Origin of the sequence: Pseudomonas fulva (genome assembly GCF_023517795.1) — a bacterium.
Lineage (GTDB): Bacteria > Pseudomonadota > Gammaproteobacteria > Pseudomonadales > Pseudomonadaceae > Aquipseudomonas > Aquipseudomonas fulva_D.
Genome location: NZ_CP082928.1, coordinates 3,876,126 through 3,896,546 on the forward strand (window position 1 = coordinate 3,876,126; position 20,421 = coordinate 3,896,546).

The window sequence follows — 20,421 nt, forward strand, 5'->3', positions numbered from 1 at the left end:
GAGATGTATGGGGCAAGCCTAGTGGCCGACTCAGCAGTTGTCTTGCGTGCGTGTCCGCGCGTAAAGGTCTTTCAGATAGGCCTTTGGCGTCATTCCGGTATGCCGGCGGAAGGTGCTGTAGAAGGCGGTCAGGGAGTTGAAGCCGGCTTCGAAGGCCAGTTCGTCCATGCGCCGCAGGTCGTTGCCGGCCTGCAGGCGCTCGAGCAGGTGCTGCAGGCGCGCCTGGTTGACGTAACGGTAGAAGCTCTGGCCGAGCACCTGATTGAGCAGGTAGGACATCTGGTTGCGGCTGTAGCCGGTAGCGCTGGCCACCTGCTGCAGGCTCAGGGCCGGGTCGAGAAACGGCTGACGACGCTGGAAGTAATCCTGCAGGTCCTGGGCCATGAAGCCCAACTGGCGGGTCGACAGGCCCAGCTTGCTGATCGCCGCGCTGCTCTGGATCGGCGCTCGCGCATCGGGGCCTTCGTGCACCAGCGAGGCATATTCGTTGACTCGCCAGATCAGCCCGTCGCGCACGGTGATGGCTTCGGCGGTGCGAAACGACACCAGCCCCTCGCCGCCATGCAGCGTGGTGCGGTACTGGATAAATGCGGTGTGGCCGTCGATACGGATGCGGTCGGTATGCTCCAGCGCTTCTTCCGGGTGGCGCGGCATGGTGCTGAGCACGTAGTCGCGCAGCTCGGCCAGGCCCATGCTGCGGTTGAGAAAGAAGTCGCGGTACTCGACCTCGGGATGATAGAGCGCCATCACCGCGTCAAGGTCGCGGTATTTCCAGCTGTAGTGGTAGCGCAGCACGGTTTCGCGGGTGCGTTCGGTCTGGGCGGGGTCGTCGGGAAGCTCGGGCATGCCGGTTGGGTCCAGAGGTCTGCGGCCAGCTTGCCCGACTGCACCGGCCATCTCAAGTGGGGCAGGCGGGCACATGAGGTGGATCTTTCGTACATGAGTAAAACTTGTTTTTAACGTTAGTACGTTGAGTTTGTTTCATCTGCCTTGACTCCCGACAATGCACGCCATCGTTTATGCATTGGAGATATCGCCATGGCCCTGGCACACAGCCTCGGATTCCCCCGGATCGGACGTGACCGCGAACTTAAGAAAGCCCAGGAGGCGTTCTGGAAAGGTGAACTGGACGAAGCCGGCCTGCGCGCCGTGGGCCGCGAGCTGCGCGCCCGCCACTGGCAGGTGCAGAAGGATGCCGGCATCGACCTGCTGCCGGTGGGCGACTTCGCCTGGTACGACGGGGTGCTGGCCCACTCGCTGACCTTCGGGGTGATTCCCGAGCGCTTTCGCCCGGCGGATGGTAAGCCAACCCTGGACACCTTGTTCGCCATGGCCCGTGGCGTCAGCGGTGAAGGTTGCTGTGGTGGCGCTCACGCCCAAGAGATGACCAAATGGTTCGATACCAACTACCACTACCTGGTGCCCGAGTTCACCGCCGACCAGCAGTTCGCCCTGAGCTGGGAGCAGCTGTTCGAGGAAGTCGCCGAAGCCCATGCCCTCGGCCACAGCGTCAAACCGGTGGTGATCGGCCCGCTGACCTACCTGTGGCTGGGCAAGCTCAAGGGCGAGGCCCAGGGCTTCGACAAACTGGAGTTGCTCGAACGCCTGCTGCCGCTCTACGGGCAGATCTTCCAGCGCCTCGCCGAGCAGGGGGTGGAGTGGGTGCAGATCGACGAGCCGATTCTGGTGCTCGATTTGCCCCAGGACTGGAAGAACGCCTTCGAGCGCGCCTACAACATCTTGCAGCGCGAGCCGCTGAAAAAGCTGATCGCCACCTACTTCGGTGGCCTGGAAGACAACCTCGGCCTGGCCGCCAACCTGCCGGTGGACGGCCTGCACATCGACCTGGTGCGCGCGCCAGAACAGTACCCGACCATTCTCGACCGCCTGCCGGCCTACAAGGTGCTGTCCCTGGGCGTGGTCAATGGCCGCAACGTATGGCGCTGCGATCTGGAGAAGGCCCTGGCGGTGATCGGCCACGCCCACAGCCGCCTCGGCGAACGCCTGTGGATCGCGCCGTCCTGCTCGCTGTTGCACAGCCCCGTCGACCTGGCCCGTGAAGAAGGCCTGGATGCGGAACTGAAAAGCTGGCTGGCCTTCGCCACCCAGAAGTGTGCAGAAGTCGCGCTGCTGACGCGGGCCGTCAACCAGCCCGATGCCCCCGGGGTACACAAGGCGCTGGCCGAAAGCCGCGCCGTGCAGGCCAGCCGGGCGGCGTCGCCGCGCATCCACAAACCCCAGGTGCAGGCGCGTCTCGCCGCGGTGAAAGCGGGCGACAGCCAGCGCCGTTCGCCTTTCGCCCAGCGTATCGCCAAGCAGCGCATTGGTTTGGCCCTGCCGCCATTCCCCACCACCACCATCGGCTCCTTCCCGCAGACCTCGGCGATTCGCCTGGCCCGCCAGGCGTTCAAGCAGGGCAAGCTGTCGCTGGGCGATTACACCGATGCGATGCACAGCGAGATTCGCCATGCGGTGGAGATTCAGGAACGCCTGGGCCTGGACGTACTGGTGCACGGCGAGGCCGAGCGCAACGATATGGTCGAGTACTTCGCCGAGCAGCTCGACGGCTACCTGTTCACCCGCTTCGGCTGGGTGCAGAGCTACGGCTCGCGCTGCGTCAAACCGGCGATCATCTACGGCGACCTGAGCCGCCCGAAAGCCATGACCGTGGAGTGGATCCGCTATGCCCAGAGCCTGACGGGCAAGGTGATGAAGGGCATGCTCACCGGCCCGGTGACCATGCTGATGTGGTCGTTCCCCCGCGAGGACGTCAGCCGCGAGGTGCAGGCTCGCCAGCTGGCCCTGGCACTGCGCGACGAGGTGGTAGACCTGGAAGCGGCCGGCATCAAGATCATCCAGATCGACGAGGCGGCGTTCCGCGAGGGCCTGCCGCTGCGCACGGCCGAGTGGCAACGCTACCTGGACTGGGCGACCGAGTCGTTCCGCCTGTGCGCCAGCGGCGTGGGCGACGAAACCCAGATCCACACCCACATGTGCTACAGCGAATTCAACGACGTGATCGAGTCCATTGCCGCCATGGATGCCGACGTGATCACCATCGAGACCTCGCGCTCGGACATGGAGTTGCTGGACGCCTTCGAGGCCTTCGAGTACCCCAACGAAATCGGCCCGGGCGTGTACGACATCCATTCGCCGCGGGTGCCGGACACCGCCGAGATGGTCAAGCTGATGCGCAAGGCGGTGCAGCGCATCCCGGCCGAGCGCCTGTGGGTCAACCCGGACTGCGGTCTGAAAACCCGCGGCTGGCCGGAGACCGAGGCGGCGCTGGTCAATATGGTGGCGGCGGCGCGACAGCTGCGCAGAGAGCTGGCGTGAGATTTCGGGTCGTCACCAGTTAAACCCTGCGGTGTCGCCAACGACCCGTTCTCATGTGGGAACGGGCGAGGGTGCCTGATCCATGCCCGTGATATCGCGCGCATGGCGCGATCCCACACATGCAGGCGCTGCCTGATGCTGGCATCGCGGGCTTTGGCCGATAGCTGTTCAGCCCGCCAGATACTGCTCGGTCGACACCACCGTCGCATAGGCAAATGCCAGGGCCGCCATATAGGCCGCCTGCACCTGCGCGGCCGGCACCTGCTGGCCTGCGAATTCCTGATCACGGGTCGCGCAGGCATCGTGGATCACCGTGGTGGCGTAACCGAAATCGGCGCTGGCGCGGGCCGCGGCGTCGATGCACATATGGCTCATGGCGCCGACCAGGGTGACCTCCTGCACGCCGGCCTTGTCCAGCTGCGCTTTCAGATCCGTACCGAGAAACGCATTGACCTTGTGCTTGAGCACAACCGGCTCGCCGGCCAACGGCTTCACGTCGCTGTGGATCTGCGCACCGCTGGAGCCGGGCGCGAAGAAGGGTGCATCGGCGCTTTCGAACTCATGGCGTACATGCACCACCGTATCACCGGCAGCGCGGGCAGCGGCGAGCACGCGGGCGGCGTTGGTGGCGGCGGCGTCCATGCCGTGCAGGGTCCACTTGCCGCCTGTGAAGTAGTCGTTCTGGATGTCGATGAGGATCAGGGCGCGTTTGCTCATGTTGGTTTCCGTGATGGGGGTGGTCTCCCCACATTAACCCGCCCGCTGCCAAAGCGGGAGGTGCAGGAGGCGGGGCGGGTGCTGCGGCACTCATCCCGATTCACGAATGGCACCATCTCACACCGAGTCTTCTGCCGCCTTGCCCGCCGGATTGTCGCGGGTGGGCATGGCGAGGATTTCCGGTAGCACGTCGCGGGCGAACACGGCGTGCAGGCGCCATAGCTCGGCGACCGGGTCGCGATGGTGGTCGACGCGAATGTCCCACAGCGGATAGTCCTCGCGGTCGACGATATAGATCACCGCCGAGGACTCGCCTTCGCGATCGCCGCCACGGTCATCGCCCGCTTCCAGGGCGTCGATCAGGCGCTCTACCAGCGGGCGCTCCTCACCCAGGCGAAAGGCATCGGCGACGGCATCGAGCACCTGCGGGCCGGCCAGGCGGTTGCCCTGCACCGAGAACTGCTCGCCGGACAGCGAGCCGGCCCAGGGAATGCACTCGCTGCCCGTCCAGCACACGCTGTCGCCGTTACGGTCGATCAGCGCCAACTGGCGCAGCTGCATGCAGGGGTCGGTGTCCATCAGCTGCTTCAAGGCGGCAGGCGCCGAATGGCCCGCGCGCAGCAGCGCCAGGCCGTCTAGCCCCAGGTACGGGTTGACCTGGGCCTGGGTCGCCACGGCACCTGCGCCAGCGGCGGCATGGCTGAGCAATTTGCCCACGGCGGGCATGGCGGTGGCGGCGGCAACGCCGAACTGGCCGGTTCTCGGGCAGCGGGCAACGATGGAAAAGGTCATGGCGGCTCCTCTGTGCGCGTGTGGCTTAGGCCCCGTCCCGCGAGTGATCGTTCCGCGTGTCGTGCTATCGGTATTTGTTGATAAGCATTATCATTCGCCGTCTTGCCGCTTCGCTTCTGTCCGCATCGCCACGAGCAGCCGTTTACATGGTCGATTTCCCGTCCTCGCCCGAACCTCGCCAGCCCGATCCGTCCGTGACGGAACCGGTGCAACCTGACGCGTTTCTGCGCACCTTTCTCGCCCGTCGTGAACAGATGGAGGCGGTATTGCGCCGGCGCGTCGGCTGCAGGGCGACTGCGGCGGATCTGCTGCAGGAGCTGTTTCTGCGCTTCTGGCGGCGGCCCGGTGCACCGCTCGAAGACCTGGGCAGCTACCTGATCCGCAGTGCCCACAACCTGGCCATCGACCACCTGCGCAGCGAGGGAGCACGTACCCGTAGCGAGGCCGGCCTGCTGCCCGAGCAGCGCGGCGACTTCAGCCTTTCACCGGATGCGGCCCTGGAGGCGGGCAGTGATCTGCGCCGCGTCGACGCGGCCTTGCGGGCGTTGCCGGCGCGCACCCGGCATATCTTTCTGCTCAACCGCATCCATGGCCAGACCTACGGGCAGATCGCCCGCAGCATGGCGCTTTCCCAGAGCGCGGTGGAAAAACATATGATGCGCGCCCTGCAAGCCTGCAAGGCCAGCGTCGTCGATACGCCGGCCGTCCCTTCACACGGAAGCGTCGCGCCATGAGTCAGCCAACCTATCGGCAGCAAGAGCCGCTATCGAGCATCGAACAGGACGCCTGGCTGTGGCTCGGCCGCCTGCAAGGGCAGCCCGGCGATGCCGTGCAGATGGCTTTCGAGCGCTGGCTGGCCGCCGCCCCCGAGCATGTCGACACCTTCGTGCGCATGCAGCGGCTCTGGCACCTGAGCCGCCCGGCCGCCCAGCGCCTGGCTGATGAGGAGCACGCCGCCCTGCAGCAGTACCTGCGTGCACCGAAGCCTCAGCGCCGGTACTGGGCGCCAGCCCTGGCGATGGCTGCCTGCCTGCTGCTGGTGGTGTGGGCCGGCGGCTGGCAGCCGCTGCGCTGGGCCGATGACCTGGGCGCGGACTGGGTGTCGGCGCCGGGCGAGGTGCGCAGCGTAACCTTGGCCGATGGCTCGAGCGTGGTGCTGGACGCCGACAGTGCCATCGCCGTGCGCTACAGCGCGGGCGAACGCCATGTGGAGCTGCGCCGCGGCGCGGCGTACTTCAGCGTGGTGCCGGGGGAGATTCCCTTTACCGTCGCCGCGGCCGGTGGCGAGGCGCGGGTGCTCGGCACCCGTTTCGAGGTGCGCCGCCTGGGCGAGGGCGCCCGGGTGTCGGTGCTGCAGGGGCGGGTGGCGGTGCGCGGCGGGCCGTTGGAGGCGCCGCGGGTGCTGACGGCCAACCAGCAGCTGAGTTTTGCCGATGGCGTCAGCGGCAATCCCCTGGCCGTCAATACCAGTGCCCTGACCGCCTGGCGCGATGGTCGCCTGAGTTTCTACCGCGCGCCCCTGGGCGAGGTGCTCGATGAACTAGGTCGTTACTACCCAGGGCGCATCGTGCTGCTCAACGACGGGCTGCGCGGCAAACGGGTCAGCGGCAGCTTCGCCAGCCAGGATCCCGGGGCGATTCTCGATGCCTTGCAGGGCGTGGTCGGCTTCGAGCAGCACAGGGTGCTGGGGCGGCTGATCATCCTGCGCTGAAAATATTTTCCGGCAGGGGTGAGGTACGTGCAGGTGGCGTCCGTGTAGTGCTGTGAATGCGACTTTTTCGCACTGAGCCAGCCCCCGAGATGAAGAACATCATGAATCACCGCATCAAGTGCCGACAGGATGTCGCCCTGAAACACGTCAGTCTGGCCGCCTGGCTGCTGGGCACTTCGCTGCTGCCCCTGGCACCGGGCGTGCTGGCCCAGGCCGCTGACGAGCAGGCCGCGACCTACGCCTTCGCCATCGCCGCCCAGCCGCTGCCCCAGGCGCTGGACGCCTTCAGCCGCACCACTGGCCTCAACGTGGTGTACACCGATGACGCGCCTTACAGCGTGCAGGCACCGGCCGTGCAGGGCCGCCTGAGCGCCGAGCAGGCGCTGGCCCGGTTGCTGGCCGGCTCCGGCTTCACCTTCGCCCGGGCTGGCGCCACCACCGTGACCCTGCAGGCGCTGCCCGCCGACGGCGTGGTGAACCTCGGTGCGGTGAACATCCAGTCGCAACGCACGCCGAGCACCAGCTACCAGCCGCCGGAAACCACCTCGCTGACCCGCAGCGACACGCCGCTGCTGGAGATCCCCCAGGCGGTGGCCGTGGTGCCGACCCAGGTGCTGCAGGACCAACAGCCGCAGACCCTCGACGAGGCGCTGGTCAACGTCAGCGGCATCACCCAGTCCAACACCCTGGGCAGCACGCTGGATGCGGTGATGAAGCGCGGCTTTGGCGACAACCGCGATGGCTCCATCCTGCGTGACGGCATGCGCACCATCCAGGGCCGCAACTTCACCGCCACCGCCGAGCGCGTCGAAGTGCTCAAGGGGCCGTCGTCGATGCTCTACGGCATTCTCGATCCAGGCGGCGTGATCAACGTGGTGAGCAAGAAGCCGCAGCTGGAGAGCTACCGCGCCATCACCGGCCGTGCCTCGACCTACGGCCACGGCAAGAACGGCAGCGGCGGCACCCTGGATATCACCGGCCCGCTGGGCGAAACCGGCCTGGCCTACCGCCTGGTCGCCGATTATGACGACGCCGACTACTGGCGCAGCTTCGGCACCAACCGCGACAAGACCTTCGCGCCCTCGCTGGCCTGGTACGGCGAAGACACCACGGTGACCCTCAGCCACGAGTACCGCGAGTATTCGGTGCCGTTCGATCGCGGCACGGTTTTCCGTAACGGCAAGCCGCTGGACATTCCCGCCGAGCGCCGACTGGACGAGGCCTACAACATCACCGATGGCCGCTCGCACCTGACCCTCTTCGACCTGTCGCACCAGCTCAACGACGACTGGAAGGCGCACTTCGCCTACAGCTACAACCGCGACCGCTACGACGATTACCAGGCGCGGATCTTCCGCGAGCCCACCTCGCAAACCAGCAACGCTTACACACGCCGGCTGGACGGCACCCGGGGCGCGGTCAGCACCTCGCACTTCGCTACCTTCGACCTGGATGGCAAGGTGCAGCTTGGCGGCATGCAGCACGACCTGTTGATGGGCGTGGACCACGAATACCGCAAGTTCTACCGTGAGGACCTGCTGCGCCAGAACACCGCCGTCCGTTTCGACCCGTTCATCCCGGTCTACGGCAACGTGCCGGTGCCGACAACGGTGGTTGCCAGCGACAGCGACCAGACCGATCGCGTGGTCACCCAGTCCGCGTTCTTCCAGGATTCGGTGCACCTCAACGAGCAGTGGATCTTCGTCGCCGGCGCCCGCTATCAGCTCTATGACCAGATGTCCGGGCGCGGCCGGCCGTTCAACAGGAACACCGATATCGATGGCCAGGTCTGGGTGCCGCGCGTCGGCCTGGTGTACAAGCTCAACGACGAGCTGTCGCTGTATGGCGGCTACACCGAGTCGTTCAAGCCCAACTCGACCATCGCACCGCTGACCAATGGCGCCTCCATCAACGGCGTGCCGCCGGAGGAGGGCAAGAGCTGGGAAGTCGGCGCCAAGCTGGATAGGCCCGGACGCATCACCGGCACCCTGGCGCTGTTCGATATCGTCAAGGAGAACGTGCTGGTGACCCAGACCGTGGGCGGTGAAACCTTTGCCACCGGTGCGGGCGAAGTGCGCTCCCGCGGTGTCGAGCTGGACGTGACCGGGCAACTGACCGATGACCTCAGCCTGATCGGCACCTACGCCGTTACCGATGCTGAAGTGACAAAGGACCCGGAACTCAAGGGCAATGGCCTGCAGAACGTCGCCCGACACACCGCGTCGCTGTATGGCGTCTACGACTTCGGTCAGCTGTTCGGTGCGGATCGTGTGCGCGCCGGTGTGGGGGCTCGCTACGTGGGTGACCGGGAAGGCGATGCGGCCAACAATTTCACCCTGCCGTCCTATACCGTGGCCGATGCCTTCACCAGCTACGACACCCGCCTGGGCGACAACAAGCTCAAGCTGCAGCTCAACGTGAAGAACCTGTTCGACAAGACCTACTACAGCTCTTCGGTGAACAACCTCGCTGTCTCCGTCGGCGAGCCGCGCCAGCTGCAGCTCTCCAGCACCCTGGAGTTCTGACGAGGCGGCATGAACGCAAAAGCCCGGCACTAGGCCGGGCTCTTGTCTACCGCAGGGCGATGCTTACTGCACTTCCACCGCCAGGCTTTCGGCGATCTTCTTGTTCCAGATCGCGGGGCCGGTGATGTGCACCGACTCGCCATTGCTGTCGACGGCGACGGTAACCGGCATGTCCTTGACCTCGAACTCGTAGATCGCTTCCATGCCCAGCTCGGCGAACGCCAGCACCTTGGACTTCTTGATCGCCTGGGCGACCAGGTAGGCCGCGCCGCCGACGGCCATCAGGTACACGGCCTTGTTGTCCTTGATGGCATCGATGGCGGTCGGGCCGCGCTCGGATTTGCCGATCATGCCCAACAGGCCGGTCTGTTCGAGGATCTGCCGGGTGAACTTGTCCATCCGCGTGGCGGTGGTCGGGCCGGCCGGGCCCACCACTTCGTCGCCGATCGGGTCGACCGGGCCCACGTAATAGATGAAGCGGCCTTTCAGGTCGACCGGCAGCTGTTCACCCTTGTTGAGCATCTCGACCATGCGCTTGTGCGCGGCGTCGCGGCCGGTGAGCATCTTGCCGTTGAGCAGGATGGTCTCGCCCGGCTTCCAGCTCTGCACGTCTTCCGGGGTCAGGGTGTCGAGGTCGACGCGGCGCGCCGACGGGCCGGCTTCCCAGACGATTTCCGGGTAGGCGTCCAGAGGTGGTGCCTCCAGCTCCGCCGGGCCGCTGCCATCGAGCACGAAGTGGGCGTGGCGGGTGGCGGCGCAGTTGGGGATCATGCACACCGGCAAGGAGGCGGCGTGGGTCGGGTAATCCATGATCTTCACGTCAAGCACGGTGGTCAGGCCGCCCAGGCCCTGGGCGCCGATGCCCAGCTGGTTGACCTTCTCGAACAGCTCCAGGCGCAGTTCTTCGATCTTGTTCTGCGGGCCGCGAGCCTGCAGTTCATGGATGTCGATGTGCTCCATGAGCACTTCCTTGGCCATCACCGCGGCCTTTTCGGCGGTACCGCCGATGCCGATGCCGAGCATGCCCGGCGGGCACCAGCCAGCGCCCATGGTCGGCACGGTCTTGAGTACCCAGTCGACGATCGAGTCGGACGGGTTGAGCATGGCCATCTTCGACTTGTTCTCGGAGCCGCCGCCCTTGGCCGCGACGTCCACTTCCACCTTGTCACCGGGGACGATGGAGTAGTGGATCACCGCCGGGGTGTTGTCCTTGGTGTTCTTGCGGGCACCTGCCGGGTCGGCCAGGATCGAGGCGCGCAGGACGTTTTCCGGCAGGTTGTAGGCGCGGCGTACGCCTTCGTTGATCATGTCGTCCAGGCTCATGGTGGCGCCGTCCCAGCGCACGTCCATACCCACTTTGACGAATACGGTGACGATGCCGGTGTCCTGGCAGATCGGGCGGTGGCCGGTGGCACACATGCGCGAGTTGATGAGGATCTGCGCCATGGAGTCGCGGGCGGCCGGCGACTCTTCACGCAGGTAGGCCTCGTGCATCGCCTGGATGAAGTCGACGGGGTGGTAGTAGGAGATGAACTGCAGGGCGTCGGCGACGCTCTGGATCAGGTCGTCTTGCTTGATCACGGTCATGTGGGGCGCTCCCTTGTAGGGCAGGAACTTCAAATGCCGGAACGTTGCCGGCGCGTTCTAAAAGGCGCGGCAGTATACCGCGGGGGCGGCGCCCGGGACACCCGTTGGGCACCAGCGATAACGCTACACGGCCGCTAGGCTTTTTCATGGCGCACGGTTAGAGTGGAGGCCAGTTGCCAGTATGGGAGGGAGCCCATGACCTCCAGCAACCAGCCATTCAATAAAAATACCCTGCAGTGCCTGCTGCTCAAGCGCTTCGGTATGGCCGTGGCCACCTACCTGTCGATCACCGCCATCGTGCTGGTCGCCTATTCCTGCGATCTGTTCAGCGTACCCGGCAGTGCGGTCATCCTGCTGGTGGCCGCCACCGTCATCAGCCAGGCGGCGTTTCTCGGGGTGTTCGTCAGCGGTCGCAACCTGGGTTTCGGCGACCCGAGCCTGACCGAGGTACAGGTGCTGGTCGCCCTGGGGCTGACCACGGCGTTGGTCGCCATGCTCGACCACGGGCGCGGCACGTTGCTGGTGGTGTATCCCATGTCCATGCTGTTCGGCCTGTTCCAGCTGCGCACCTGGGCGTTCTTTCGTTGTGCCTGCCTAGCCTTTTTCGGTTTCCTGGCCATCAATCTCCACGAGATCCACGCAGGTACCACCCGCGACCTCGGCCTGGCGGTGTTGCAGGTCTGCGTGCTGGGCCTGGTGCTGGCGTGGCTGAACCTGTTCGCCTGGTACATGCAGCAGATGCGTCAGCGCATGCGCAAACGTCGCTTCGCCCTGCAGGCGCACCAGGAAACCCTGCGCGGCATGATGCGCCAGCTCGAGCACATGGTGGCCACCGACGAGCTCACCGGCCTGTACAACCGGCGGCATTTCCTGCGCATGGCGGCCCAGGCGCTGGAGGGCCTGACGCCCCTGCGCCAGCATGGCCTGGCGTTGATCGACCTGGATCACTTCAAGAGCATCAACGACCGTTTCGGCCATGCCGCCGGCGACCGCGTGTTGCAGGCCTTCGCCAGCGTGGCCAGCGCCTGCCTGCGCGACGGCGACATGATCGCCCGCTACGGCGGCGAGGAGTTCGTGCTGCTGATACCCGATACCGATGCCGAGTCCTTCCTGGCGTGCTGCGAGCGCCTGCGCGTGGCGTTCAGTGAATGCGAGCCGGTTAATGTTAAGGTGCCCAATCTCAGCCTGTCCGTGGGAATGACCCTGGTGACCATGCACGATGATCTCGATGAGGCCCTGCACCGGGCCGACCAGGCGCTCTACCAGGCCAAGCGCAGCGGCCGCAATTGCAGCGCCGCGACCTGGGATCTGGTCGATGCCTGAAGTGCGCGTGGGCGGGCGGCGCTGGGATGTGGCCGCTGCCAGCAACCTGCTCGATGCGCTGCTCGGCGCCGGCGTTGCGGTGCCGTACAGCTGCCGCGCCGGCAGTTGCCAGGCCTGCCTGGTGCGCTGCGTGGCAGGCGAGCCGCACGATGCCAAGCCCGAGGCCCTCGATGCGCAGCGCCGTGAGCAGGGCTGGCGGCTGGCCTGCCAATGCAGCGTGGTGGAGCCCCTGCAGGTGGAGGTGTTCGACCCGACCCGCGACGCCATGCCGGCGCAGGTGCAGGCCGTGCAGTGGCTCAGCGAGCGGGTATTGCACCTGCGCCTGCAGCCGCAGCAACCCCTGCGTTACCGGGCCGGCCAGCATCTGCTGCTATGCACGGCCGATGGCATCGCACGACCGTATTCGCTCGCCTGCCTGCCAGGCGAGGATGCCGACCTGGGGTTTCATATCGATTGCGGCCGGCCCGGCGCCTTCTGCGATGCCGCCCGCCAGCTGCAGGTCGGCGACAGCCTGCACCTGGGCGCGTTGAGCGGCGCTGCCTTGCATTATGACCCGGACTGGCAGGAGCGCCCGCTGTGGCTACTGGGTGCCGGAACCGGCCTGGCCCCCTTGTGGGCGTTGCTGCGTGAGGCGCTGCGTCAGGAGCATCAGGGGCCGATCCGCGTCGTGCACCTGGCCAGCACGGGTGCCGAGCATTACCTGGCGGACCCATTGCTGGCGCTTGCCGAGCGCCATTCGCAGCTACAGGTCGAGTTGATCGAGGCGGCCGCCATGCCGGCATTCCTGGCCGCCTTGCGCCCCCCTTCACGGCAAACGGTGGCCTTGCTCTGCGGTGGCCCCGAGACCGTAGAGGCCCTTTCGCGGCGCCTGTACCTGGCCGGCCTGCCGCGCAGCCAGCTACTGAGCGACCTGTTCCTGCCCCACGCCTGATCCCGAAAAGAAAAGGCCCGCGTCAAGCGCGGGCCTCTATCCTTGCGGTACCAGTCCTCAGACCAGTGCATCACCGACGTGCAGGATCTTCATGCCGTTGGTGCCACCGATGGTGTGGTAGCTGTCACCCTTGGTCAGGATGACCCAGTCGCCCTGCTCGACGAGGCCGCGCTTGAGCAGCTCGTCCACCGCTGCCTGGCTGACTTCGCCTGGGGGCAGGGCTGCCGGGTCGAACGGAATGGTGTACACGCCGCGGAACATGGCCGAGCGCGCCTGGGTGTCGCGGTGCGGGGAGAACGAGTAGATCGGCACCGAGGAGCGGATGCGCGACATGATCAGCGGCGTGTAGCCGCTCTCGGTCAGGGCGATGATCGCCTTCACGCCGGGGAAGTGGTTGGCCGTGTACATGGCCGCCAGGGCGATGCTCTCGTCGCAACGCTCGAAGGTCTTGCCGATGCGGTGGCTGGAGCTCTTGCCGGTGGGGTGACGCTCGGCGCCCAGGCAGATGCGCGCCATGGCCTGCACGGCTTCCAGCGGGTAGGCGCCGGCGGCGCTCTCGGCCGACAGCATGACGGCGTCGGTGTAGTCGAGCACGGCGTTGGCTACGTCGGACACTTCGGCACGGGTCGGCATCGGGTTCTGGATCATCGACTCCATCATCTGGGTCGCCACGATCACCGCCTTGTTGTGACGACGTGCGTGGAGAATGATCTTCTTCTGGATGCCTACCAGCTCGGCATCACCGATTTCCACACCCAGGTCGCCACGGGCGACCATCACCACGTCGCTGGCCTTGATCAGGCCGTCGAGGGTTTCGTCATTGGCTACCGCTTCGGCGCGCTCGATCTTGGCGACCAGCCAGGCTTTGCCACCGGCTTCGTCACGCAGCTGGCGGGCGTATTCCATGTCCGCCGCATCACGGGGGAAGGACACGGCCAGGTAATCCAGGTCCATTTCCGCCGCCAGCTTGATGTCGGCCTTGTCCTTTTCGGTCAGGGCCGGGGCGGTCAGGCCGCCACCGCGACGGTTGATGCCTTTATGGTCGGACAGCGGGCCGCCGATCAGCACCACGCATTCCAGGGTATCGGGAGTGGTGCTTTCCACACGCATGACCACGCGACCGTCGTCGAGCAGCAGCTCGTCGCCCACGCCGCAATCCTTGACTAGATCCGGGTAGTCGATGCCGACCACCTGCTGGTTGCCCTCGGTCAGCGGATGGCTGGTGGAGAAGGTGAAACGGTCACCGACCTGCAGCTCGATACGCTTGTTGGCGAACTTGGCGATGCGGATCTTCGGGCCTTGCAGGTCGCCCAGCAGGGCCACGTGGCGGCCATGCTTGGCGGCGATGTCGCGTACCAGCTGGGCGCGTGCCTTGTGTTCTTCCGGCGTGCCATGGGAGAAGTTCAGACGGGCGACATCCAGCCCAGCCAGGATCAACTTTTCCAGCATCTGCGGCGAGTTGCTGGCTGGGCCGAGGGTGGCGACGATTTTGGTGCGGCGAACGGTCATGCGCGGACTCCTAGATTGAAGCAGACCGCGAGGCTACTACGCCGCCGCGCTGTAGTCATTGTTCCGCTGCACTACTTTTCGCCGGCAACTTGACCACCAGCAGGTCGCAGTCCACCGATTCGAGCAGGCGTTCGGCGGTGTGGCCGATAAGGATGGTGTCCAGCCGGCCGCGGGCAATGGCGCCCATCACCAGCAGGTCGATTTCGTGCTTGCGCACGAAGCGCGGCAGCATGTTTTCCGGGGCACCCTCGAGCAGGTGAGCGGCATCCGGTTCGATGCGATGCTGGCGAACCAGGTCATCGAAGGCCTTGTGATGCTGCTGCGCATCGTCGTTGACGTACTGCTGGTAGGTGGCCAGCAGCTCGGTGTTGTTGAGCAGGGTGCGCGGCAGCGGCGCGTGACAATGCACGATATCGGCGTGCATGCCGAGGGCCGTGGCGAGCGCCTGGCTGGTGTCTATCAGGTGGTGGTCCAGGGCTGCCGGCTTGTCGTCCTTGTGCAGGGGATCGACGGCGGTGCACAGGTTGTGCCCGCGCCATTCGGCGTGGTGCACCAGCCACAGCGGGAACGGGCAATGGCGCATCAGTTGCCAGCAGCTGTCGGTCAGCAGCAGGCGCCGTAGCAGGTTGTTGTGGGCAGCGGACTTGAGCACCAGATCCGGCTGCAGTTGTTCGGCGGTTTCCAGCACCGTCTCGTGCAGGCGCTTGCCCCAGCGAACCTCCTGCTCAAGGGCCAACCCTTCGCGCCGCAGCGGTGCCAGCAGCTCCTGCAGCCAGGTGCCGCGCTGTTCGAGCAGGGCTTGCCGGGCCCTGTTCTGCAGGCTGTTTTCCAGCAGGCTGCCATCCAGGGCGGCGCTATACTCCACCAGCAGCACATGCAGGCGCGCCTGGGACCGGCGGGCCAGCCAGGCGGCTCGTTCCAGGGCCGGGTGGCTGGGTTGGCTGGCGTCGATCACGACCAGTAGCTTTTCGAGTTTCATGGGGGGCGACCTCGCGAAGTGATTGTCTGGCATTGCAGCCCATCCTCAGGGGGCATGCGTTGACCTGCATCAGCCTAGAAGACCGCCGCCGATTGTTCGCCCTCCAACGCAATGCAGCATGTTGCGACCGTTCAGTTTTTCCGGGGGGCGCCGATACGCTGCTCATTGGAGGAGAAACCCATGCGTATTCTGTTACTGCTGTGCTGTGTGCTGGTCGTTGGCGGGTGCACCCGCATGTCGCTCGACCATCATCTGAACAAGGCCTATCAGGCCTATGACCGGGGCGATTGCGAAGACGCCTTGCTGTATCTGTCCCAGGCCGAGCGCTCGAGCCGTTCGCGCAGCTACGTACAGCCGGAGATTTCCCTGCTGCGCGGGCAGTGCCTGGAGCGGCAGAACCTGTACCTGGATGCGGCGCAGACCTACCAGTTCATCATCGGCCGCTACCCGGCCAGCGAATACGCGTTTCGTGCCCGTGCACGGCTGGAAACCCTGCGTCAGCTCGGCCATCATGGCGTGCCGGAGCCCGCCAAGGTATCGCCTGCCGGAGCGCTCTGACGGCTAAGGACTGCTTGCCTGAGGAAGGCCGCAATGCGTGCGTTGATAGGTCTGTTGTTGTTGCCCTGCCTGGCCTATGGGCAGGTCTATCGCTGGGTCGATGAAAACGGTCGGGTGCATTTCGGCCAGCAGCCTCAGGGCGCCACTGCCCAGGTCATCGAGGTGCGCCCCCAGGCCGTCGAGCGCGACCCCGCCGCTCGGGAGCGCGAGCAACGTGCCGAGCGTTATTTTCAGGCGCGTCGCGACGAGCAGGCCCAGGCGGCGCAAGAGCGCCGCGAGCAGCAGGCGCAGCTGGCCAGGGAGTGCGCCCGGTTGCGTGCCGCGCTTGCCTCGATGCCCGAGGGGCGTCGCTATTACCAGCCGGGCGCCAATGGCGAACGTCACTACTACAGCGATCAGGAACTGGACGCGGCGAGAGCGCAACTGGGCAGCCAGTTGTCAGGCCGTTGTCAATGAGCGCTGGTCAGCTGGCCGGGTAGGCGGCATACTCGACCGATACTCATAGCCTTCTGCCATCATGAACGCCAATCGCCATATCGAGCGGCATCAGTTGCCGTACTACCTGAACGTCTTCAATGCCTTTACCGACAAACCGATCGGTCACCTGGGCAACGTGTCGGCGGACGGCCTGATGCTGATCAGCCAGTTGCCGGTACTGGTGGGCGGCTGCTTCGACCTGCGCTTGAAGATTCCCGGTTGCGACGGCTTTCGCTATATCGACTTCACCGCCACCTGCCTGTGGTGCCAGGAAGATGTCACGCCCGGCAGCTTCGATTCCGGCTTCGCCCTGGAAACGCCACCCGAGGATTATCTCGAGATGGTCGAAGCGCTGCGCTATTACTTCAGTTTCCACCCGCTTGCCGCTTCGGTATGACGGCCTGCCAGGCGTGATCCCGCGCCGCCGCGCGGGTTCCGCATGTTTTCTCCCTGTCCGTGTAAGTCATTACTTACAAGCGCTGTAAGCCGAGGTGTCGGTTTGGCGCTGGAAAGCCGACGCTTGTGATTTTATGAGATTCAACCTGTTGAAATTAAAGGATTATTTATTTTGCGCGCCGAGCGGATGCGCCATCCTTATCGGCTGGCAGGGCGTTGTGATAAATCCATGGGGCGTTAATATCTGAACCGTGCTTAGGGACAAGCGCAGGTCGTCAGGGACAATGACCAGGACATCGCGGGACGCGATTCATCAGGATGATGAGTTGGGAGTTTCAGGGAATAGGGACAAAAGAGTGGGCGGGTAAAACCGCCCCTTTTTTTTGCCCGCAGAAAAGTTTCGGCGGCGCTGCCTGGTGATCGCACGCCCTAGCCACTTCAATCAGGCGCCCATGAAAAATGCCGCTCCCTCTCGGGTAGCGGCATCTTCGCTCGCGGCCGGTGCCGCCTCGCTCAGCGCTCGAGGTGCTGCAGCTTGTCTTTCACACCATCCCACTCTTCGGCATCGGGCAGGGCGTCTTTGCGCTCGGTGATGTTCGGCCAGACTTCCGCCAGTTCGGCGTTGAGCTCGATGTACTCCTGCATGCCATCGGGTATCTCGTCTTCGGAGAAGATGGCCTGCGCCGGGCACTCGGGCTCGCAGAGCGCGCAGTCGATGCATTCATCCGGGTGGATCACCAGGAAGTTCGGGCCCTCGTAGAAGCAGTCCACCGGACAGACTTCCACGCAGTCGGTGTACTTGCACTTGATGCAGTTGTCGGTGACGACGAAGGTCATTTCTAGTTTTCTCCTCGGGCTACGGCAGCGAGCGGTTTCTCAATAGGCCGCTCTCAGGCTCTGGAATGGGCTTGCGGGCCAGGCTAAAGGCCGCAGCGCTCCCGGAGCGCGCGGGATTCTATCAGCTAGTTGGCGCTGGCGTTAGACCCGCGCCTTCCATGCATATAACAGTTCGAGTGCCTTGCGCGGGCTAAGGTCATCCGGATCGACCAGCTGCAGCTCCTCCAATACCGGGTGCGGCAGGCTGGCGAACAGATCGCTCTGCATCGGTGCGGCGGATTTCCCGGCGCCCTGGGGCGGCAGGTCATGGGGCAGGCTGGTGGTTTCCAGGCGCGCCAGATGCTCGCGGGCACGCAGGATCACCGGGGCCGGCACGCCGGCCAGTTGCGCCACTGCCAGACCGTAGCTCTGGCTCGCCGGGCCGGGCAGCACGTGGTGCAGGAAGACGATGCGCTCGTTGTGCTCGGTGGCGTTGAGGTGCACGTTGGCCACCGCCGGCTGGCTTTCCGGCAGTACGGTCAGCTCGAAGTAATGGGTGGCGAACAGCGTGTAGGCACGCAGGCTGGCCAGCTGTTCGGCAGCGGCCCAGGCCAGGGACAGGCCGTCGAAGGTACTGGTACCACGGCCCACTTCGTCCATCAGCACCAGGCTGCGGTCGCTGGCGTTGTGCAGGATGTTGGCGGTCTCGCTCATCTCCACCATGAAGGTCGAGCGGCCACCGGCCAGGTCGTCGCTGGAGCCGATACGGGTGAAGATGCGATCGACCATCGACAGCTCGCAGCGCGCCGCCGGCACGAAGCTGCCGATATGGGCGAGCAGCACGATCAAGGCGGTCTGGCGCATGTAGGTCGACTTACCGCCCATGTTCGGGCCGGTGATGATCAGCATCCGCGTGGCATCGTCGAGCTTCAGATCGTTGGCGACGAACGGCGTGGTCAGCACCTGCTCGACCACCGGATGGCGGCCTTGCTCGATCAGCATGCACGGCTCGTCGACGAAACGCGGGCGGTTGAGGTCCAGGTTCAGGGCGCGTTCGGCCAGGTTGCTCAGCACGTCCAGTTCGGCCAGCGCCGCGGCGCTGTCCTGCAGCGGGCCGAGGTGGCCGATCAGCTGCTCCAGCAACGCTTCGTAGAGCTGCTTTTCCCGGGCCAGCGCGCGGCTCTTGGCCGACAGCGCCTTGTCTTCGAACTCCTTGAGCTCGGGGGTGATGAAGCGCTCGGCGCCCTTGAGGGTCTGCCGACGGATGTAGTCGGCCGGCGCCGACTCGGCCTGCTTGCTCGGCAGCTCGATGAAGTAACCGTGCACGCGGTTGTAGCCGACCTTGAGGTTGGCCAGGCCGGTGCGGGCCTTCTCGCGGGCTTCCAGGTCCATCAGGTACTGGCCGGCGTTCTCGCTCAGCGACTGCAGCTCGTCGAGTTCGGCGTCGTAACCGGTCTTCAGCACGCCGCCATCGCGAATCACCGCCGGCGGGTTGTCGATGATCGCCCGCGACAGCAGTTCGGCCAGCTCCGGGTAGGTGCTGATCGTCGTGGCCAGTGACACCAGGTGCGTGCATTCGAGCTGTGCCATGGCCTGCTGCAGCTCCGGCAGGGCGCCGAGTGCGTCACGCAGGCGGGCCAGATCCCGTGGGCGCGCATTGCGCAGGCCGATACGGGCGAGGATGCGCTCCAGGTCGCCGATTTCCTTGAGTTGCGGCTGCAGGGTCTCGAACCGGTAGCGGTCCAGCAGGCAGGCGATCGACTCCTGGCGCGCTTCGAGCACCGCACGGTCGCGCAGCGGGCGGTTCAGCCAGCGGCCGAGCAGGCGGCTGCCCATGGCGGTCTGGCAGCGGTCGACCACCGATTGCAGGGTGTTGTCGCGACCACCGGCGAGGTTGACGTCCAGCTCCAGGTTGCGGCGGCTGGCGCCATCGAGGATCACCGTGTCGTCGATGCGTTCATGGCGCAGGCTGCGCAGGTGGGGCAGGGCGGTGCGCTGGGTTTCCTTGGCATAGGCCAGCAGGCAGCCGGCGGCGCCGATGGCCAGGGTCAGGGTTTCGCAGCCAAAGCCCTTGAGGTCCTGGGTGCCGAATTGCTGGCACAGGCTCTTCTGCGCGGTATCGCGCTCGAAGTCCCAGGGCGCGCGACGACGCGAGCCGCGGCGCTTCTCGGCCGGCAGCCCCTGGGGCCAGTCATCGGGAATCAGCAGTTCGGCCGGGTTGAGCCGCTCGAGCTCGGCCAGCAGGTTTTCCCAGCCTTTTATTTCCAGCACGCTGAAGCGGCCGCTGGTGATGTCCAGCACGGCGAGGCCGAACAGGCGTTCGTCACCCAGCACGGCGGCCAGCAGGTTGTCGCGGTGCTCGTCGAGCAGGGCTTCGTCGCTGATGGTGCCGGGGGTGATGATGCGCACCACCTGGCGCTCCACCGGGCCCTTGCTGGTGGCCGGGTCGCCGATCTGCTCGCAGATCACCACCGATTCGCCGAGCTTGACCAGCTTGGCCAGGTAGCCTTCGACGGAGTGAAACGGAATGCCGCACATCGGAATCGACTGGCCTGCCGACTGTCCGCGGGCGGTCAGGGTGATGTCCAGCAGCTTGGCGGCCTTCTTGGCGTCCTCGTAGAAGATCTCGTAGAAGTCGCCCATGCGATAGAACATCAGCTGATCCGGGTGCTGATTCTTCAGTCTCCAGTACTGCTGCATCATCGGGGTGTGGCTGGAAATCTCGCTATTGCTGGGCTTTGCGGCGGTCTGTCTATTGGACATG

General features: G+C 65.6%; 17 protein-coding genes. 9 read left to right on the top strand and 8 right to left on the bottom strand.

Annotation, left to right across the window (positions count from 1 at the left end; translation table 11 throughout):
• Positions 1-30 precede the first annotated feature (30 nt).
• Complete coding sequence (locus K8U54_RS17695; protein ID WP_249907042.1) at positions 31-846, bottom strand: helix-turn-helix domain-containing protein; 816 nt, start codon at positions 844-846, stop codon at positions 31-33.
• 192 nt (positions 847-1,038) lie between these two features.
• Here K8U54_RS17695 and metE point away from each other — a divergent pair, with 192 nt between their 5' ends.
• A complete protein-coding gene (metE, locus tag K8U54_RS17700; protein WP_249907043.1) occupies positions 1,039-3,336 on the top strand; it encodes a 5-methyltetrahydropteroyltriglutamate--homocysteine S-methyltransferase in 2,298 nt (765 codons plus the stop codon).
• A gap of 168 nt (positions 3,337-3,504) precedes the next feature.
• On the opposite strand, the gene K8U54_RS17705 is transcribed toward metE, so the two are convergent.
• Positions 3,505-4,053: a cysteine hydrolase family protein gene (locus K8U54_RS17705; protein WP_249907044.1), complete on the bottom strand. Its 549-nt coding sequence runs from the start codon at positions 4,051-4,053 to the stop codon at positions 3,505-3,507.
• A 117-nt stretch (positions 4,054-4,170) separates the two neighbouring features.
• A complete protein-coding gene (locus tag K8U54_RS17710; RefSeq protein ID WP_249907045.1) occupies positions 4,171-4,845 on the bottom strand; it encodes a DUF1028 domain-containing protein in 675 nt (224 codons plus the stop codon).
• A gap of 146 nt (positions 4,846-4,991) precedes the next feature.
• Here K8U54_RS17710 and K8U54_RS17715 point away from each other — a divergent pair, with 146 nt between their 5' ends.
• From K8U54_RS17715 to K8U54_RS17725, 3 genes are all read left to right on the top strand, one after another.
• Positions 4,992-5,579, top strand: a complete 588-nt coding sequence (locus K8U54_RS17715; protein ID WP_434059957.1) for an RNA polymerase sigma factor — start codon at positions 4,992-4,994, stop codon at positions 5,577-5,579.
• Complete coding sequence (locus K8U54_RS17720; protein WP_249907046.1) at positions 5,576-6,556, top strand: FecR family protein; 981 nt, start codon at positions 5,576-5,578, stop codon at positions 6,554-6,556. Before K8U54_RS17715 ends, K8U54_RS17720 begins: the two co-directional genes overlap by 4 nt.
• A 101-nt stretch (positions 6,557-6,657) precedes the next feature.
• Positions 6,658-9,081 carry a TonB-dependent siderophore receptor gene (locus tag K8U54_RS17725; protein ID WP_249907047.1) on the top strand — a complete coding sequence of 808 codons (2,424 nt, stop codon included), beginning with the start codon at positions 6,658-6,660 and terminating at the stop codon, positions 9,079-9,081.
• Positions 9,082-9,144: 63 nt separating this feature from the next.
• Here the strand turns inward: K8U54_RS17725 and K8U54_RS17730 are convergent, their stop codons facing one another.
• On the bottom strand, positions 9,145-10,668 hold the full coding sequence (locus K8U54_RS17730; protein WP_249907048.1) for a fumarate hydratase: 1,524 nt from the start codon (positions 10,666-10,668) through the stop codon (positions 9,145-9,147).
• A gap of 195 nt (positions 10,669-10,863) precedes the next feature.
• On the opposite strand from K8U54_RS17730, the gene K8U54_RS17735 reads away from it, so the two are divergent.
• Together K8U54_RS17735 and K8U54_RS17740 are read left to right on the top strand one after the other, a co-directional pair.
• Entirely contained in the window at positions 10,864-11,991 is a 1,128-nt protein-coding gene (locus tag K8U54_RS17735; protein WP_249907049.1) for a GGDEF domain-containing protein, read from the top strand.
• Positions 11,984-12,922 carry an iron-sulfur-binding ferredoxin reductase gene (locus K8U54_RS17740; protein ID WP_249907050.1) on the top strand — a complete coding sequence of 313 codons (939 nt, stop codon included), beginning with the start codon at positions 11,984-11,986 and terminating at the stop codon, positions 12,920-12,922. The genes K8U54_RS17735 and K8U54_RS17740 overlap by 8 nt, the downstream gene beginning before the upstream one ends.
• Before the next feature lie 57 nt (positions 12,923-12,979).
• Here the strand turns inward: K8U54_RS17740 and pyk are convergent, their stop codons facing one another.
• Entirely contained in the window at positions 12,980-14,431 is a 1,452-nt protein-coding gene (gene pyk, locus K8U54_RS17745) for a pyruvate kinase (RefSeq protein WP_070885605.1), read from the bottom strand.
• A gap of 55 nt (positions 14,432-14,486) precedes the next feature.
• Positions 14,487-15,410, bottom strand: coding sequence for a universal stress protein (locus K8U54_RS17750; RefSeq protein ID WP_249907051.1), 924 nt, complete (start codon positions 15,408-15,410; stop codon positions 14,487-14,489).
• Between the two features lie 180 nt (positions 15,411-15,590).
• On the opposite strand from K8U54_RS17750, the gene K8U54_RS17755 reads away from it, so the two are divergent.
• The 3 genes from K8U54_RS17755 to K8U54_RS17765 all read left to right on the top strand — a co-directional run bounded on the left by K8U54_RS17755 (position 15,591) and on the right by K8U54_RS17765 (position 16,842).
• A complete protein-coding gene (locus K8U54_RS17755) occupies positions 15,591-15,968 on the top strand; it encodes a tetratricopeptide repeat protein (protein ID WP_249907052.1) in 378 nt (125 codons plus the stop codon).
• A 33-nt stretch (positions 15,969-16,001) separates the two neighbouring features.
• Positions 16,002-16,424 carry a DUF4124 domain-containing protein gene (locus K8U54_RS17760; protein WP_249907053.1) on the top strand — a complete coding sequence of 141 codons (423 nt, stop codon included), beginning with the start codon at positions 16,002-16,004 and terminating at the stop codon, positions 16,422-16,424.
• 61 nt (positions 16,425-16,485) lie between these two features.
• Positions 16,486-16,842, top strand: a complete 357-nt coding sequence (locus K8U54_RS17765; protein WP_249907054.1) for a PilZ domain-containing protein — start codon at positions 16,486-16,488, stop codon at positions 16,840-16,842.
• Between the two features lie 512 nt (positions 16,843-17,354).
• Here K8U54_RS17765 and fdxA read toward each other — a convergent pair.
• Together fdxA and mutS are read right to left on the bottom strand one after the other, a co-directional pair.
• Positions 17,355-17,678: a ferredoxin FdxA gene (fdxA, locus tag K8U54_RS17770; protein ID WP_070885600.1), complete on the bottom strand. Its 324-nt coding sequence runs from the start codon at positions 17,676-17,678 to the stop codon at positions 17,355-17,357.
• Positions 17,679-17,819: 141 nt separating this feature from the next.
• The gene (gene mutS / locus K8U54_RS17775; protein ID WP_249907055.1) at positions 17,820-20,420 is read right to left on the bottom strand and encodes a DNA mismatch repair protein MutS; all 2,601 of its coding nucleotides are present in this window, start codon (positions 20,418-20,420) and stop codon (positions 17,820-17,822) included.
• Between the last annotated feature and the right edge of the window lies 1 nt (position 20,421).

What these genes read in the sequence shown, in the direction of transcription:
- K8U54_RS17710 (WP_249907045.1), bottom strand. Translation starts at nt 4,845, where the DNA reads ATGACCTTTTCCATCGTTGCCCGCTGCCCGAGAACCGGCCAGTTCGGC.
- K8U54_RS17740 (WP_249907050.1), top strand. Translation starts at nt 11,984, where the DNA reads ATGCCTGAAGTGCGCGTGGGCGGGCGGCGCTGGGATGTGGCCGCTGCC.
- K8U54_RS17765 (WP_249907054.1), top strand. Translation starts at nt 16,486, where the DNA reads ATGAACGCCAATCGCCATATCGAGCGGCATCAGTTGCCGTACTACCTG.
- K8U54_RS17735 (WP_249907049.1), top strand. Translation starts at nt 10,864, where the DNA reads ATGACCTCCAGCAACCAGCCATTCAATAAAAATACCCTGCAGTGCCTG.
- K8U54_RS17750 (WP_249907051.1), bottom strand. Translation starts at nt 15,410, where the DNA reads ATGAAACTCGAAAAGCTACTGGTCGTGATCGACGCCAGCCAACCCAGC.
- K8U54_RS17755 (WP_249907052.1), top strand. Translation starts at nt 15,591, where the DNA reads ATGCGTATTCTGTTACTGCTGTGCTGTGTGCTGGTCGTTGGCGGGTGC.
- fdxA (WP_070885600.1), bottom strand. Translation starts at nt 17,678, where the DNA reads ATGACCTTCGTCGTCACCGACAACTGCATCAAGTGCAAGTACACCGAC.
- metE (WP_249907043.1), top strand. Translation starts at nt 1,039, where the DNA reads ATGGCCCTGGCACACAGCCTCGGATTCCCCCGGATCGGACGTGACCGC.
- mutS (WP_249907055.1), bottom strand. Translation starts at nt 20,420, where the DNA reads ATGTCCAATAGACAGACCGCCGCAAAGCCCAGCAATAGCGAGATTTCC.
- pyk (WP_070885605.1), bottom strand. Translation starts at nt 14,431, where the DNA reads ATGACCGTTCGCCGCACCAAAATCGTCGCCACCCTCGGCCCAGCCAGC.
- K8U54_RS17730 (WP_249907048.1), bottom strand. Translation starts at nt 10,668, where the DNA reads ATGACCGTGATCAAGCAAGACGACCTGATCCAGAGCGTCGCCGACGCC.
- K8U54_RS17720 (WP_249907046.1), top strand. Translation starts at nt 5,576, where the DNA reads ATGAGTCAGCCAACCTATCGGCAGCAAGAGCCGCTATCGAGCATCGAA.
- K8U54_RS17695 (WP_249907042.1), bottom strand. Translation starts at nt 846, where the DNA reads ATGCCCGAGCTTCCCGACGACCCCGCCCAGACCGAACGCACCCGCGAA.
- K8U54_RS17705 (WP_249907044.1), bottom strand. Translation starts at nt 4,053, where the DNA reads ATGAGCAAACGCGCCCTGATCCTCATCGACATCCAGAACGACTACTTC.
- K8U54_RS17760 (WP_249907053.1), top strand. Translation starts at nt 16,002, where the DNA reads ATGCGTGCGTTGATAGGTCTGTTGTTGTTGCCCTGCCTGGCCTATGGG.
- K8U54_RS17715 (WP_434059957.1), top strand. Translation starts at nt 4,992, where the DNA reads ATGGTCGATTTCCCGTCCTCGCCCGAACCTCGCCAGCCCGATCCGTCC.
- K8U54_RS17725 (WP_249907047.1), top strand. Translation starts at nt 6,658, where the DNA reads ATGAATCACCGCATCAAGTGCCGACAGGATGTCGCCCTGAAACACGTC.